General features: G+C 63.1%; 12 protein-coding genes. 6 read left to right on the top strand and 6 right to left on the bottom strand.

The annotated features are described in order from the left end of the window. Positions 1-146: 146 nt before the first annotated feature. Together ACFFP0_RS00320 and ACFFP0_RS00325 are read right to left on the bottom strand one after the other, a co-directional pair. Positions 147-1343: an MFS transporter gene (locus ACFFP0_RS00320; protein WP_377254361.1), complete on the bottom strand. Its 1197-nt coding sequence runs from the start codon at positions 1341-1343 to the stop codon at positions 147-149. A gap of 176 nt (positions 1344-1519) precedes the next feature. Next, entirely contained in the window at positions 1520-2455 is a 936-nt protein-coding gene (locus ACFFP0_RS00325) for a LysR family transcriptional regulator (RefSeq protein ID WP_377254364.1), read from the bottom strand. A gap of 156 nt (positions 2456-2611) precedes the next feature. Between ACFFP0_RS00325 and ACFFP0_RS00330 the strand changes: the two genes are divergently transcribed. The 3 genes from ACFFP0_RS00330 (at position 2612) to ACFFP0_RS00340 (ending at position 7954) form a co-directional block, all read left to right on the top strand. Next, complete coding sequence (locus tag ACFFP0_RS00330) at positions 2612-3409, top strand: alpha/beta hydrolase fold domain-containing protein (protein ID WP_377254367.1); 798 nt, start codon at positions 2612-2614, stop codon at positions 3407-3409. A 56-nt stretch (positions 3410-3465) separates the two neighbouring features. After that, positions 3466-4650, top strand: a complete 1185-nt coding sequence (locus ACFFP0_RS00335; RefSeq protein ID WP_377254370.1) for an efflux RND transporter periplasmic adaptor subunit — start codon at positions 3466-3468, stop codon at positions 4648-4650. Between the two features lie 121 nt (positions 4651-4771). Then, complete coding sequence (locus ACFFP0_RS00340; protein WP_377254373.1) at positions 4772-7954, top strand: efflux RND transporter permease subunit; 3183 nt, start codon at positions 4772-4774, stop codon at positions 7952-7954. Between the two features lie 104 nt (positions 7955-8058). Here ACFFP0_RS00340 and ACFFP0_RS00345 read toward each other — a convergent pair whose 3' ends face one another. Next, positions 8059-8829, bottom strand: coding sequence for an SDR family NAD(P)-dependent oxidoreductase (locus ACFFP0_RS00345; RefSeq protein WP_377254376.1), 771 nt, complete (start codon positions 8827-8829; stop codon positions 8059-8061). Between the two features lie 175 nt (positions 8830-9004). Here ACFFP0_RS00345 and ACFFP0_RS00350 point away from each other — a divergent pair, with 175 nt between their 5' ends. From ACFFP0_RS00350 to ACFFP0_RS00360, 3 genes are all read left to right on the top strand, one after another. After that, positions 9005-9688 carry an HAD-IA family hydrolase gene (locus ACFFP0_RS00350; RefSeq protein WP_377254379.1) on the top strand — a complete coding sequence of 228 codons (684 nt, stop codon included), beginning with the start codon at positions 9005-9007 and terminating at the stop codon, positions 9686-9688. Between the two features lie 301 nt (positions 9689-9989). Continuing rightward, a complete protein-coding gene (locus ACFFP0_RS00355; RefSeq protein WP_377254382.1) occupies positions 9990-10655 on the top strand; it encodes a class I SAM-dependent methyltransferase in 666 nt (221 codons plus the stop codon). A 15-nt stretch (positions 10656-10670) separates the two neighbouring features. Then, positions 10671-11294 (top strand): TetR/AcrR family transcriptional regulator, encoded by a 624-nt coding sequence (locus ACFFP0_RS00360; RefSeq protein WP_377254385.1) that lies wholly within the window; start codon positions 10671-10673, stop codon positions 11292-11294. A 33-nt stretch (positions 11295-11327) separates the two neighbouring features. Here ACFFP0_RS00360 and ACFFP0_RS00365 read toward each other — a convergent pair whose 3' ends face one another. From ACFFP0_RS00365 to ACFFP0_RS00375, 3 genes are all read right to left on the bottom strand, one after another. Then, complete coding sequence (locus tag ACFFP0_RS00365) at positions 11328-11765, bottom strand: YqaA family protein (protein WP_377254388.1); 438 nt, start codon at positions 11763-11765, stop codon at positions 11328-11330. Positions 11766-11836: 71 nt separating this feature from the next. Continuing rightward, positions 11837-14377: a protein translocase subunit SecD gene (gene secD / locus ACFFP0_RS00370; RefSeq protein ID WP_377254391.1), complete on the bottom strand. Its 2541-nt coding sequence runs from the start codon at positions 14375-14377 to the stop codon at positions 11837-11839. Between the two features lie 91 nt (positions 14378-14468). After that, positions 14469-14849 (bottom strand): hypothetical protein, encoded by a 381-nt coding sequence (locus tag ACFFP0_RS00375; RefSeq protein ID WP_377254394.1) that lies wholly within the window; start codon positions 14847-14849, stop codon positions 14469-14471. Between the last annotated feature and the right edge of the window lie 108 nt (positions 14850-14957).

The raw sequence follows: 14957 nt of genomic DNA on the forward strand, positions 1-14957 counted from the left end.
TGTCGGACGGCGATTTTCCGGGCTCGGTGCGAAACATCCTGGCCTTCAAGTTCCTGATGGCCGCGATCTTGCGCTCGCACTCCAATATGTCGCTCTGACGCTCTTCCGCCTTGGCCTTGTGCCTGGATGATCGGCAGGGAGGGCTTTTACGCCGTCCTGGGCTGCGCCGCGGCGATGCGCCGTTCCATCTGGCGAAGGCAGAGCGCCAGCGCAAAGCCGAGAAGCGTGGTGGCGAGGATATAGTAGGGCGCGCCCGGCCAGCCGGTCGCTGCGACGATCGACGCAAGCAGCATCGGTCCGAAGCACTGGCCGATATTCGAGCCTTGCATCACGAAGCCGCTGAACGTTCCGACGAGATCGCGGCGTGGCGCATAGACCGGCAGCGATCCCATGATCGTTGCGGGCAGCAGACCTCCCGAGACGGCATAGAGGACCGATGCGCCGTAGCGCATGGAGAGCGGAAAGCCGTTGCCGAACACGACGAAGGCCGTCACCGTCAGCATCACGCAGGGGCCGGCGATCAGCGTCCAGCGCGGGGCGCCCCAGCGGGCGAAGACGCCGCCCAGCACGTTGCCGACCGCATTGGCGAGGACCGCAACCGCGGTCATGATCGAGGCGGCCGTCAGGCCGACGCCCATTTCCTCGATCAGCAGCGTGGGCAGGAAGCCGAAGACAGCCATGAAGCTGGAGCTGTAGGCAAGGAATATGCCGGCGATGATCCAGGATATCGGACGCACGGCGGTGAGCTTTACGGCGGCCGGCAGAGAAGTCGACGATTGTCCGGCATGGGCGGGCTTTGCCGTTCTCATCGTCGTCAGGGCAATCATCGGGATGATGCTGACCACGGCGGCGAATATCCATGAACCGCGCCAGCCGAAGCCCGGCAGGAGGAAGGGGGAGACGACCATCATCGCGGCAACTCCGGCAGGTAGCCAGATGCCCCATATCCCGAATGCCAGCCCCGTGTCGCGGGGATCGATGGAAGAGGCGATCAACCCCGGAGCTGCCACGGAGGTCATGATCAGGCCGATGCTTTCGACCGCACGGCTTGCGAAGATCACGGCCTCCGAGCTGGAAAATGCGCCGATCAGGCTGCCCGCGACCAGAAGGCCGAGGCCGAGGATCATGGCGCGACGATGCGTGAGATAATCGGTGAACCGGCCGATGACGAGGCCGCAGACGGCGCCGAGCGCGCTGGCCAGGCCCATCAGCCAGCCGGCGGCGACGAGATCCATGCCGAGTTCGGATCGCAGCACGGGGATCGCCGGCGGTACCTTGCCGATATGCAGCGCGGCTGCGATGCCGCCCAGCACAGCGATTGCGACATGGGGCCAACGTGTCATGCTCTGCTTGTTCCGATCAACTGGCAAACTCCTCCAAGGCTTTATCATTCCCCCACGAGCCGAGGCATAAATTCCGTCTTGGAGGCCATGATTTCTTGGCTCTCGGTTTTGGCGCTGGCGGGTGCGAGGCGCAGAGCCGATATCGGGCAGGTCGTTGCCGGGCTGGCGGCGAGTTTCTAGCTCGCCTTGCGTATCTGCTCGCGGTTTTCCTCGATCTTGAGGTTTTGCAGCAGCTTGGCGAGCCAGTCGACGAAGACCCGCACCTTGTTGGAAAGGTGGCGGGTCTGCGGATAGACGATGTAAAGAGGCAGGGACTCGCATTCCCAATCCGTGAGCACTTCGACAAGTTCGCCCTTTTCGACCGCTTCCCGAGTCATGAAACGGGCGGATTGGGCGATCCCCATCCCGGCTATCGCGGCATTCACGTAGGTACGCGCATCGTTGACGGAAACGACGTAACGGGGCGTGATCTCGATCGTCTCTTCGCCGCGGGAAAACTCGGTCGTCATGACGCGTCCGGCGGTGGCATTCAGATAACCGACGGAAAAGTGACCATTTTCCAGATCCCGGGGATGATCTGGAACGCCGAAATTCCGGATGTAGACCGGCGATGCGTAGGTATGCATCTTGATTTCGCCGACCTTGCGAGCGATCAGCGATTGGTCTGTCGGCGTACCGCCCCGCAGCGCACAGTCGACATTTTCGGCTATATAGTCGACCAGCCGGTCGCCGACGCCGATATCGAGCCTGATCTGTGGGTAGCGCTTGTAGAAGTCACAAAGCGCCGGGATGACGAGCAGGTCCGCGAAGGCGCCGGCCATCTCGACGCGCAATCGCCCCGATGGCTGCGTCTGCGAATTCGACATGCTGCCGTCGAGCTCGTCGAGTTCGGAGAGGATCTGTATCGCCCGTTCGTAATAGAGCGCTCCGTCCGTCGTCACCATTACGCGCCTGGTCGTGCGGTTGAGCAGCGTCGTGCGCAGGTGGGCCTCGAGGCTCTGGACGAGATTGGTCACCGTCGTCTTGGGCATGTTGAGGGTCGATGCGGCGCGGGTGAAGTTTCCCGTTTCCACGACGCGAACGAAAACGCGCATTGCTGAAAGCTGATCCATCTGAACCGTCTCCGCTGCATTGCAGCATTATTCCGGATTTTGGAATAGTGTTGCCGAATGCCGTGAACTTGTGTGATTTGGATCGAACAATAATATCAGGTTCGAAACTGGCAGCAAGCACCTTGCTTCACTAAGGGTGCCGCACGGGATTTTTCAATGATGGCGCAGTGGGAAAATATCGCTTTCGACAGGTCGGCCAAGCCGCCTGTGCCGATGCGCCTCTATGAGGGAGCCGTGAAAGGAAAGGCTCCGCCGCTTGTGCTTTACCTTCGTGGGGGCGCTTTTCTGGATGAGGGCCGCGCCGAGCCAGAGTGTCCTGTTGGCAAGGCTCTCGCAGAGACGGGCGCCGTGGTTCTGGAGGCCGATTACAGCAGCGTTTCCCACAATGTCTTTCCCCAGGCGATGGAATGCGCTTTTATGGCGCTGAACTGCCTGGGCAGCCGTCGCAAGCAGTTTGGCGGCGCGAAGTCGCAGCTCTTCGTGGCTGGCGACGAAGCGGGCGGCAATGTCGCTGCCGGCGTCGCGCTCAAGGCGCGCGACCTGATGCCGGGCGAGCTGAGCGGCCAGATATTGCTGTCGCCGATGATCGACCCGATGATGGCGACACGGTCCTTCCGCAAGGCCGACGAGATCGGCATGCGGGAGCGGTGGTCGGACGGCTGGAGCCACTACCTGCGTGCTGCATGCGGTTTCCAGCATCCTTATGCGGCGCCGTGTCTCTGTTCGCGGCTTTCGGGTGTCGCCCCGGCGCTCGTGGTGACATCGGAAGACGATCCGCTGCGCGACGAGACGATCGGTTATGCCGAGCGGCTGGCTGCATCGGGGGTTTCGGTGCGGCAGAAGATTTTCCCGGGCGGCTGCGGCTGGACGGGTATTTACAGGGACGGCGGGGGCAAATGGATGGAGGCACTTTGTGCCGAATTCACGGGCTTCGTCCAGGAATTAAGTGCATAGCAGGAAATACTTGAAGATAAATATCGGCCTGCTCCCAAGGCCGTAAGGAGAATACGATGACATCGACGATCAAGAACTGGGCCCTGTGGGGCACCGGACTGGGGACGGCTGCGCTGATTGCGAGCGCCTCGGTCTATCTCGATTTGCCGCAGGGAGCGAATGCCGCTCCTGCCTCGGCGGCGGCTCAGGCGCCGGCCGTTCCCGTGACGGTCGCCACCGTCGAGCCGCGCAACGTCACAACCTGGCAGGAATTCTCCGGCCGGTTGGAGGCTGTCGACCGCGTGCAGATCCGCCCGCGTGTCGCCGGCACGATCCTGGCCGTGCATTTCCGCGAAGGCGGATTGGTGAAGGCGGGCGATCCGCTCGTCACCATCGATCCGGAACCCTACCAGGCTGCGGTCGCGCAGGCCGAAGGGCAGGTGGGGTCCGCTGAAGCCAGGGTCGAGCTCGCCACGACGGAACTCGATCGCGGCCGGAACCTGGCGGCCAAGAATACCATCTCGCAGAGCGACCTGGCCCAGCGCCAGAGCACCCGCAGCGAAGCGCTCGCCAATCTTCAGTCCGCCAAGGCGGCGTTGAAAGTGGCGCAGCTCAATCTCGGTTATACCGAGATCCGGGCGCCGATCTCCGGCCGGGTGGGCAAGCTGGAAATCACCGTCGGCAATCTCGTGGCGGCAGGCTCCGAGGCTGCTGCGCTGACGACGCTGGTGTCCAGCGATCCGATCTACGCAAGCTTCGACGCCAGCGAAGAGCTGGTTGCGAGGACGCTGGCGCAGCTTCCGGTCGAGAACGGCATTCCGGCCATCGACCATGTGCCGGTGGAGGTTCGCACGCTTGCGGACAACGGCTCGCCGATCCTCGGCACGCTGCAGCTCATCGACAACGAGGTGAATGCCTCCAGCGGCACGATCCGCGTGCGTGCGGTCTTCGGCAATCCGGGCGGCAAGCTGATCCCGGGCCAGTTCGTGCGGGTGCGCATGGGCCAACCGAAGGCGGAAGATCATCTGATGGTCAGTGAAAAGGCTGTCGGCACCGACCAGGACAAGAAGTTCGTCTTCGTCGTCGATGCCAACAATACCGTGGCGTACCGGCAGGTGGAGCTCGGGACGGCGGTTGACGGTCTCAGGATCGTCGAGAAAGGCCTGAACCCGGGCGACCGGATCGTCGTCAACGGCTTGCAGCGCATCCGTCCCGGTGCGGTCGTCCAGCCGCAGGACGAAGCGAAGGTCGCGACCAACTAATCCCGCTGACCGGCACCCGCCGGTCCGCTTCCGAGACATGACCGCCTTTGTCGCCTGCAGCCTCCCGGCTGCGGGACGGGCGCTTTCCGTTTCTTGTTAACCCCGGAGAGAGGGCTTTGACATGAATATCTCCAGATTTTTCGTCGACAGGCCGGTGTTCGCCGCCGTGTTGTCGATCCTGATCGTGGTCGCCGGCCTGATAGGCATGCGCGCCCTTCCGATTTCCGAATATCCCGAAGTCGTGCCGCCTTCGGTGGTCGTGCGCGCCACCTATCCCGGCGCCAATCCCACGGTCATCGCCGAGACTGTCGCCACGCCGCTCGAAGAGCAGATCAACGGTGTCGAGGACATGCTCTATATGTCGAGCCAGGCGACCTCCGACGGTGTGCTGACGCTCACCGTCACCTTCAAGCTTGGCACCGATCCCGACAAGGCGCAGCAGCTGGTGCAGAACCGCGTGTCGCAGGCCGAACCGCGCCTTCCGACGGAAGTCCGGTCGCTGGGCATCACGACGGTCAAGAGCTCACCCGACTTCATCATGGTGGTGAACCTCGTCTCCACGACAGACAGCTATGACATCACCTACCTGCGCAACTATGCGACGCTCAACGTCAAGGATCGGCTGGCGCGCCTCGAAGGTGTCGGCCAGGTCCAGGTCTTCGGCGCCGGCGACTATTCGATGCGCGTCTGGATCGATCCCCAGAAGGCGGCCGAGCATTCGCTTGCGGCATCGGATATCAGCAACGCGATCCGCTCCCAGAACGTCCAGGCCGCGGCCGGCATCATCGGCGCTTCGCCCAGCGTTCCGGGCGTGAACCTCCAGCTCAACGTCAATGCCCAGGGCCGTCTCCAGACACCCGAGGAATTCGGCAACATCATCGTCAAGAGCGGTGCGAACGGCGAGATCACGCGGCTGCGCGACGTCGCCCGCATCGAACTCGGCGCCGCCGACTACACCCTGCGCTCGCTGCTCGACGGCCAGCCGGCTGTCGCCGTGGCAGTCCTGCAGGCGCCCGGTTCCAACGCGATCGAAATCGCGGACAATGTGCACGCGACCATGGACGAGCTGCAAAAGGCCATGCCGACGGGCGTGAAATACGAGATCGTCTACGATACGACGAAGTTCGTGCGCTCCTCGATCGAGAAGGTCGTCGACACGCTGCTCGAAGCGATCGCGCTCGTCGTCCTCGTCGTCATCCTCTTCCTCCAGACGTGGCGGGCTTCCATCATCCCGCTGATCGCGGTTCCCGTGTCGATCATCGGCACATTCGCGGTCATGTATGCCTTCGGTTTCTCGATCAACGCGCTGACGCTCTTCGGCCTCGTGCTGGCGATCGGTATCGTCGTCGACGATGCGATCGTCGTGGTGGAAAACGTGGAGCGTAATATCGAGAACGGCCTCAGTCCGCGTGACGCCACCTATCGCGCCATGAAGGAAGTCTCCGGGCCGATCATCGCGATCGCGCTGGTGCTGGTCGCGGTCTTCGTGCCGCTCGCCTTCATCAGTGGCCTGTCCGGGCAGTTCTACCGGCAGTTCGCATTGACGATCGCCATCTCGACGGTCATCTCGGCCGTCAACTCCCTGACGCTCTCGCCGGCGCTTGCGGCCCTTCTCCTGAAGGACCATCACGCGCCGAAGGACTGGCTGACGCGGTTCATGGATGCGATCTTCGGCTGGTTCTTCCGTGGCTTCAACCGGGCTTTCGGAGCGGCATCCAACGGCTATGGCCGCACCGTTGGCGGGCTCCTGTCGCGTAAAAGCCTGGTGATGGTCATCTATCTTGCCCTGGTCGGCCTGACCTACAGCATGTTCAATGCCGTGCCGGGCGGTTTCGTGCCGGCGCAGGACAAGCAGTATCTGATCGGTTTCGCCCAGCTTCCGGATGGCGCCACGCTCGACCGCACCGAGCAGGTCATCAAGCGCATGAGCGATATCGCCATGGAACAGCCGGGAGTCGAGCACGCCATCGCGTTCCCAGGCCTATCGATCAACGGCTTCACGATCGGTTCCAATGCGGGCATCGTCTTCGCGGTCCTCGACGATTTCGAAAATCGCAAGTCGCCGGAGCTTTCGGGGGGCGCCATCGCGATGGCGCTGAACCAGAAATATGCCGGCATCCAGGATGCGTTCATCGCCATGTTCCCGCCGCCGCCGGTCAACGGCCTCGGCCAGACGGGCGGTTTCAAGCTGCAGATCGAAGACCGCGCCGGTTTCGGCTACCCGACGCTCGACGAGACGACCAAGGCGGTCCTCGCCAAGGCCTATCAGACGCCGGAGCTTGCCGGCATCTTTTCGAGCTTCCAGATCAATGTGCCGCAGCTTTATGCCGACCTCGACCGCGCCAAGGCCGAACAGCTCGGCGTGTCGGTGACCGATGTCTTCGAAACGCTGCAGATCTATCTCGGCTCGCTCTATGTGAACGACTTCAACGCCTTCGGTCGTACCTACAGCGTGCGGGTTCAGGCGGATGCCAAGTTCCGGGCAAAACCGGAGGATATCGGTCAGTTGAAGGTGCGTTCGCAGTCCGGCCAGATGATTCCGCTTTCGGCTCTGCTGAAGGTGGATGCGCAGACAGGTCCGGAACGTACGACGCGCTACAACGGATTCCTCGCCGCCGACATCAATGGTGGCCCGGCGCCGGGATTCTCGTCGGGGCAGGCGCAGGCGGCGATCGAGAAGATCCTCGACGAAACCCTGCCTTCGGGCGTCGATTTCGAGTGGACCGACCTGACCTATCAGGAAATCCTGGCCGGTAATTCCAGCGTCGTCGTCTTCCCGCTGGCGCTGCTGCTCGTGTATCTCGTGCTTGCCGCGCAGTATGAAAGCCTGACCCTGCCGCTCGCGATCATCATGATCGTTCCGATGGGCGTCCTGGCCGCCTTGACCGGGGTCTGGTTCACCGGTGGAGACAACAACATCTTCACCCAAATCGGCCTTGTGGTGCTGGTGGGGCTTTCGGCGAAGAACGCGATCCTGATCGTGGAATTCGCCCGCGAGCTGGAATTCGAGGGACGGACGCCCTTCCAGGCCGCTGTGGAGGCAAGCCGGCTGCGCCTGCGGCCGATCCTGATGACCTCCATGGCCTTCATCATGGGTGTCGTGCCGCTTGTCTTCTCGACCGGTGCCGGTGCCGAGATGCGCGTCGCCATGGGTATCGCCGTCTTCTCCGGCATGATCGGGGTGACGTTCTTCGGCATCTTCATGACGCCGGTCTTCTACATGCTGGCACGTTTGCTTACCGGCAGCCGCCCTCTGCGGCAGCACGGTACGGAGGCTGCGCCCGCGCTCTCTCCAGCGGAGTAAGCCGACCTCCGGCCGCGCGGGCTCTTTCCACCGGGAGCCCGCGCGGCGATCTTTGTCCTACGCAATTCCGATGAAAGCCCTTCGGCGTCTTTCCCGGAATTGCTCTACAGCGCACCGCCGTCGATGACGATCGTCTGGGCCGTCATGGCGGCGGACGCGTCCGAAGCGAGGAAAAGGCAGGGGCCGACGAGATCCTCCGCCACCAGCACCCGTTTCAGGCATTGGCGGGCGATCATGGCGGCGATGCCTTCCTCCGTCAGCCACAGTTCCTTCTGCCGTTCCGTGACGATCATGCCGGGCAGGATGGCATTGACGCGGATATTTTCCACGCCGAGCTTGCCCGCAAGGCTTTTCGTCAGTCCGATGATACCGGCCTTGGCGGTCGTGTATGCCGGCATTTCGCCCATGTTGAGCAGGTAGGCGATCGAAGAGAAATTGACGATCGCGCCTCCGCCGGTCCTGCGCATATGCGGAACGGCTGCCTGGGCAACGAAGAACATCTGCTTCAGGTTGATTGCCTGAGCCCTGTCCCAATATTCCTCCGTCACCGCATCGAACTCATGCCGGTCGTCCCAGCCGGCATTGTTGACGAGCACGGACAGCGTGCCGAGCTTTTCCGCCGCTGCGTTCACGGCGACTTGCGTCTCGGCGGTATTGCGAAGGTCTGCCTTCAGGTAGACGACGGGGTAAGGGGAGCTGCCGGAGAGGCGCTCCACCAGGTCGAGGCTCGGTTTTTCGGCGATGTCGAGAAACGCGACCCTCGCCCCCTGCGCGGCGAAGCTTTCCACCAGCGCTGCTCCGATGCCCGAGCCCCCGCCGGTGATGAGCACGGCCCGATCCGCAAGATCCGCATGCCGGACGGGTATTTCAGTCAAGACATCCTCCCTTGCTCGTCCCCGATCGGCCAAGTTCTATCGCACCGGCGGGGGAAGACAAGGATAAGGCTGAAACTTGTTTCAACCGATTTGCATTGGAGCGCCGTCAAGGCTAATCGAAGAGGCGGCTCCGCCGCATGGCGCGTCGGAGAAAACGACGAAGGAACCGCTCCCTGTGTCTTTCCCTGCCGCCAAATCGCTTCTGCTTCCCCAAAACGCCTATTCGGCCTTCCTGTTCGACATGGATGGGACGATCCTGAATTCGATCGCCGCAGCAGAGCGGGTCTGGGGCCGCTGGGCGGCGGCGCAAGGGCTCGATGTCGAGGCTTTCCTGCCGACCATGCACGGCAAGCGCGGCGTCGATACGATCACCGCGCTCAATCTTCCGGGCGTCGATCCGCTGGTCGAAGCCGAAAAGATCCTGCGCGGGGAGATCGAGGACGTGGAGGGCGTCGTGCCCATTCCCGGTGCGGTGGAGTTCCTTTCCGCCCTGCCGCCGGAGCGATGGGCGATCGTCACGTCGTCCCCGATCGATCTGGCGAAGCGCCGGCTCCGGGCGGCCGGCATTCCGGAGCCGCGGCATATGGTTACCGCAGAGGATGTTACGATCGGCAAGCCGAATCCCCAGGGCTATATCCTGGGCTCGGAACGGCTCGGCGCCCGTCCGTCCGAGGTTCTCGTTTTCGAGGATGTGCTCGCGGGCATCCAGGCAGGCGAGGCAGCCGGGGCCGATGTGGTGGTGATCACTGCAACCCACTCCCATGAGATCGAAACCGGACATCCAAGGATACCGGGCTATCTGGATGTCATTCCGCATGTCGGAGAGGACGGCCGGCTTTCCGTGCGCCTGAGAGCCTGACCCGGGGGCGTCAGGCAAGGTGCTCTTCGATGTCCGGTTGGTCGCAGGATCAACGCGTTCAGGTCGATATGGCGGAACATCTCGCACCGCGCTCGGGAATATGCACATTTTCGTGATAATATTGCATTCGGTGCAATTATTTACTAAATGCGGGAAAAGTTGGGGGCGCCAAGCGGTTCAATCAGCCTGTCGGCGAGCGGCATTTTTTGAAAGCGGAGGTTTTATGCCTTGGAATTGCCATGCAGGCTGTAAAGGTCGACAAGATGCCCGATCGCATTTTCAGACCAGTGAGTCTCTGACCATGACAGCAGATGCTGCGTTTTCCGACTTCCTTCATTTTTTCCGTTCCTGGATCAGCAATCCCATGCGCGTCGCGGCAGTCGCGCCGTCCGGCGACTCGCTTGCGCGGCTGATGACGCGGGAGATCGGACCGGTTGATGGCCCGATCATCGAGCTTGGACCGGGTACCGGCGTCTTCACCCGGGCGCTCCTGGCGCGCAACGTGGCCGAGGCCGACCTCACTCTGATCGAGTACGGCCCGGAATTCGTCCCCGGCCTGCAAAGGCGCTTTCCGCAGGCGCGGGTGCTGCAGATGGATGCGGCCAAGCTCGCCCATGCCAATCTGTTCGACGGCGAAGTCGTCGGCGCCGTTGTCAGCGGCCTGCCGCTGCTTTCCATGTCTCCGCGCAAGATAACCGCGATCCTTGCCGGTACCTTCACCTATATCCGCCCGGGCGGCGCCTTCTATCAGTTCACCTATGGGCCGCGTTGTCCGGTGCCTCGGCCGATCCTCGACCGGCTCGGCCTCAAGGCCACGCGCGTCGGCAGCACGGTTCGCAACCTGCCGCCGGCCAGCGTCTACCGCATTTCCCGTCGCAAGCCGCTGGACCTGACGCGCGAACGTCCCAAATATCAGGCCGAGATGCCGGCCGGCCCGATCCCGGGCGGCGATCAGATGGGCGATTGAGCGAAATCGGATGGAATGACGAAGACGAAAAGCAAGGAGCCGGAGGGCCGGCGCGAACGCAAACGTCGGCAGACCCGCGAAAAGATTGAGGAAGCGGCAATAGGCCTGTTTCTGGAAAAGGGATTCGAGGCGACGACGATCGAAGACATCGCCGAGCGCGCGGATATCTCCAAGCGTAGCTTCTTCGATTATTTCCCGACCAAGGAAGAGGTCGTTTTTGCCTGGCAGGATGGCTTTGCGGGGCATCTGATGGCGGCGATCGCCTCCCGGCCGATCGATGAACCGGCGGTCAAGACCGTGCAATACGGTTTGGTCAGTGCGGTCGTTCTGGCCGCTGACGAGAGAGCGCTGAGATTGGGCGAACTGATCCGGCGCACGCCCGTGCTCAGCGCCCGGGATCAGTTCAAATATGCCAAGCTGGAAGCAAAGCTCACGGAAGCGCTGAGCGCCCGCTGCGGTAACGACAAGCAGTCTCGCGACCGCATGCGGCTTCTGGCTGCCGTGGTGGTGGGAGCGTTGCGGGTGGGCGGCGAACGCTGGGCGGAACAGCCCCCCGGTGTTTCGCTCGAAACCTTCGCACACTGGTTCTTTGGCGATTTCTGGAAGACCCTGGCCGAATTCGGCAGCGAAGGGCGGTGAACGGGAGCCTTTCGAGCTTCAAGCCTGAAGGGCTTAGACGACGCTGATCGTCGCGGCGGCCAGCACCAGATAGCGTATGCCCTTGCCTATGAAGACGAGGATCAGGAAGACCGGCAGGGGTTCCTTCAGGACGCCGGCCGCGACCGTCACCGCGTCGCCGCCGATTGGCAGCCAGCTGAGCAGCAGCGACCACTTGCCGTATTTCCGATACCAGACCTGCGCCCGGTCGAGTTTCTCCTGCGTTACGGGAAACCAGCGGCTGTCGCGGAACTGTTCGATGCCGCGGCCGATGAACCAGTTGACCGCCGCCCCCAGTGTATTGCCCACGGATGCCACGAGAAGAAGGCCGGCGAGCGAGTAGCGATCCGTCAGGATCAGCCCGACGAGGATCGCTTCCGATTGCATCGGAAAGATCGTCGCGGCGACGAAGGCTGCGGAAAAGAGGCCGGCATAGGCGGCGAAATCGAACATGATCGGTGCCGGATGAAAGGAATGAAAAAGGGCGGATGACAATCCGCCCTTCGAGTTTGTCGGCGCCAGGCTCAGGCCTGTTTGGTGCGTTCGCCGTCCTCGATGGCAGTTTCGCCGGCCACTTCGGCCTGATGGGCACGATGGCGCGTGCGCCAGTCGCCGAGGAAGAGCAGGATCGGAGCCGCGATGAAGACGGACGAAAGCGCCGCGACCGCGATACCGAAGACCATCGGCACGGCGAAGCTCTCGACCGCGCTGCCGCCCCAGATCGCCATCGGCAGCATGGCGAGGAAGGCGGTTGCCGAGGTGTAGAGGCTTCGGGCGAGCGTCTCGTTGATCGACAGGTCGATCACGTCGCGCAGCGACATCTTCTTGTAGATGCGCATGTTCTCGCGCATGCGGTCGTAGACGACGACCTTGTCGTTCACCGAGTAGCCGACGAGCGTGAGCAGGGCGGCGATGGCCGTGAGGTTGAAGTCGAGGCCGGTGATGGCGAAGAAGCCGATCGTCTTGGTCACGTCGAGCACCAGCGTAGCGATGGCGCCGACCGCGAAGGGCCATTCGAACCGCGCCCAGATGTAGATCATCATGGCGATGGAGGCGAGGAAGACCGACAGGAAGCCTGCGGTCGCAAGCTCGCCCGAAACCTTCGGGCCGACGACTTCGGTTCGTTCCACCTTGGCGGTGTTGTCGATCTTGACCACTTCGGCCTTCAGCTTCTCGACGGCTTCGGTCTGGGCCTGCTCGCCGCCGGGCTGGCGTTCCACACGAACGAGGACACGGTTGTTGCCGCCGAATTCCTGTAACGCCACTTCGCCGAGGCCGAGTTCGTTGAGGCCGGAACGGAAGCTCGCCAGATCGGCCTCGTGCGCCGTGGTGACTTCCATCTGGATGCCGCCGCGGAAGTCGACGCCATAGTTGAGGCCCGGCGTGAAGAACAGCACAACCGAGGCGATCGACAGGATGACAGAGACGCCGATACCCACGAAACGGCCTTTCATGAAGGCGATGCGGGTGCCGTCCGGCACGAGGTTGATCGGCAGCAGCGGCTTGATGTCGATCTTCTTCAGCTTCTTGCGGGCAGTGATGAAGATCATCGCGACGCGGACGACGGATACGGCCGTGAACATCGAGATCATGATGCCGAGGCCCATGGTGACGGCAAAGCCGCGGACCGGGCCCGAGCCGAACCAGAAAAGCAGCACGGTTGCGATAAGGCTCGTGACGTTACTGTCGACAATGGTCGAATAGGCGCGCTGAAAGCCCGCGTCGATCGCCGCGAAGGCGCTTTTGCCCTTGCGGGTTTCTTCCTTGATGCGCTCGTTGATGAGAACGTTGGCGTCCACGGCAAGGCCGATACCGAGGACGACACCGGCGATGCCGGGCAGGGTCAGCGTCGAGCCGATCAGCGTCAGGCCCGCGAAAGTCAGGATGACGTTGATGAGCAGCGCGGTGTTGGCGAGGATGCCCCATGCGCCGTAGAGGAAGAACATGAAGCCGACGACCAGGCCGAAACCGATGATGCCGGTGAATATGCCCATTTCGATGGCGTCCGAACCAAGGTCTGCGCCGACGGTGCGCTCTTCGATGACCGTCAGCTTGGCGGGCAGGGCGCCGGCGCGCAGCAGGGCCGAAAGCGTGTTGGCTTCCTGAACGGAGAAGCCCCCGGAAATCTGGCCGGAGCCGCCGGTGATCGGCGTGCGGATGACCGGCGCGCTGAGGACCTTGTTGTCGAGCACGATCGCGAACGGGCGTCCGACATTCTGCTGGGTGATCTGGGCGAAGCGGTTCGCGCCGGCCGAATCGAAACGGAAGTTGACGACCGGTTCGTTGGTCTGCTGATCGAAGGCGGCGCGGGCATCCGTGAGGCGGTCGCCGGACAGTTCGACGCGGTCAAGGACGGGATACTGGTTGCCGCGCTCGTCGGAAAGCATGGTGACGCCCGGCTCTCCCTGCTGGCCGAGAAGATGGAAGCTCATCTTGGCGGTGGAGCCGAGCAGCTGGCGCAGGCGCGACGGGTCCTGTTCGCCCGGAAGCTGGACGAGGACGCGGTCGGAGCCGACGCGCTGGATCGTCGGTTCGGCGACACCCACCTGGTCGACACGCTGGCGGATGATCTCAAGGCTCTGCTCGACGGCGGCGCTGATATGGGAGTTGATGCCGGCCTCGGTCTGGCCGATCGAGATGGTATTGTCGGAAGGCGTCGTGATCGAAAGATCGCTGCCGCCGACGGTCGTGCCGAACCCGACCGGATTGGCGAGCGTCTGCAGTTCGGTGACGGCTGCATCACGCTGGGCGGGATCGCGAAGCGCAACGGTGATCGTATCGCCCGAGCGGCGGATCGCGGAGGTGTTGATGTTCTTGTCGCGCAGCACGCGGCGGGAGTCCTGCAGCAGGCTCTGGACGCGTTCGTTGATCAGGTCGGCGCGGTCGACCTCAAGCACGAGGTGCGAACCGCCGCGCAGGTCGAGGCCGAGCGAGACGCGGCTATGCGGCAGCCATGAAGGGAGGCGGTCGAGCGTCGACTGCGGGATGACGTTCGGCAACGCCACCAGAACGCCGATCAAGATGATGAGAGCATAGCTCGCCACCAACCACGGGGAATTTCTCATGTTTCTAATCCTGCTGAGCCCGCGTCCCGCTTCCGGGCGGTGAGGGGCGAGAATGCTTCAAGTCGTCAGTGCGCCAGGGGGCGCGATATTCTCAAGCGCGGGCGGGCGGCGCGCGTGGCCGGGAACCCGGCCAGAACGGAAGGGTTTTCAGTCCGGCGGAAACTCCCGGCGTGATCGCCGAAGCATAACGTGGAAAGGCGATCTCGATGGCGTGCGGGACGGGGGCGTCGCCGTCACTTGCCGAATGGGTCCCAGATCCGTCCTTCCGATCGGCGGCCGCGACCGCCCGGAGCGGTTCCCGCTTGGACAGGTGCGGGGTATCGCCATTCCTGTCGGCGGACTGGATGCCACGCGGAGACTGCACGTCCTTGACGACGCCAGAGAACAGGCCGAAAAGCGCGGCGATCAGGAGCGCTGCGGCAAAAACCGGCCACCGCGAAAGGAGGCTATCCTCGTCGCGTTCGCTTTTCATCCGCTTGTCCGGCGGAAATAGCGCCATCCGCATCAGCTCCGGAGCGTTCCAAAAATTTCCGAAGGCATTGCTTCGAAAGGGATGCCGCCTTCTAAAGGAGAGCCTTGA

It is taken from the genome of Neorhizobium puerariae, from assembly GCF_042429745.1.
In the GTDB taxonomy this organism is placed as follows: Bacteria; Pseudomonadota; Alphaproteobacteria; order Rhizobiales; family Rhizobiaceae; genus Neorhizobium; species Neorhizobium puerariae.

Coding starts and splice junctions, on each gene's coding strand:
- secD (WP_377254391.1), bottom strand. CDS start 14,377: ATGAGAAATTCCCCGTGGTTGGTGGCGAGCTATGCTCTCATCATCTTG.
- ACFFP0_RS00330 (WP_377254367.1), top strand. CDS start 2,612: ATGATGGCGCAGTGGGAAAATATCGCTTTCGACAGGTCGGCCAAGCCG.
- ACFFP0_RS00375 (WP_377254394.1), bottom strand. CDS start 14,849: ATGAAAAGCGAACGCGACGAGGATAGCCTCCTTTCGCGGTGGCCGGTT.
- ACFFP0_RS00365 (WP_377254388.1), bottom strand. CDS start 11,765: ATGTTCGATTTCGCCGCCTATGCCGGCCTCTTTTCCGCAGCCTTCGTC.
- ACFFP0_RS00335 (WP_377254370.1), top strand. CDS start 3,466: ATGACATCGACGATCAAGAACTGGGCCCTGTGGGGCACCGGACTGGGG.
- ACFFP0_RS00355 (WP_377254382.1), top strand. CDS start 9,990: ATGACAGCAGATGCTGCGTTTTCCGACTTCCTTCATTTTTTCCGTTCC.
- ACFFP0_RS00320 (WP_377254361.1), bottom strand. CDS start 1,343: ATGACACGTTGGCCCCATGTCGCAATCGCTGTGCTGGGCGGCATCGCA.
- ACFFP0_RS00340 (WP_377254373.1), top strand. CDS start 4,772: ATGAATATCTCCAGATTTTTCGTCGACAGGCCGGTGTTCGCCGCCGTG.
- ACFFP0_RS00360 (WP_377254385.1), top strand. CDS start 10,671: ATGACGAAGACGAAAAGCAAGGAGCCGGAGGGCCGGCGCGAACGCAAA.
- ACFFP0_RS00325 (WP_377254364.1), bottom strand. CDS start 2,455: ATGGATCAGCTTTCAGCAATGCGCGTTTTCGTTCGCGTCGTGGAAACG.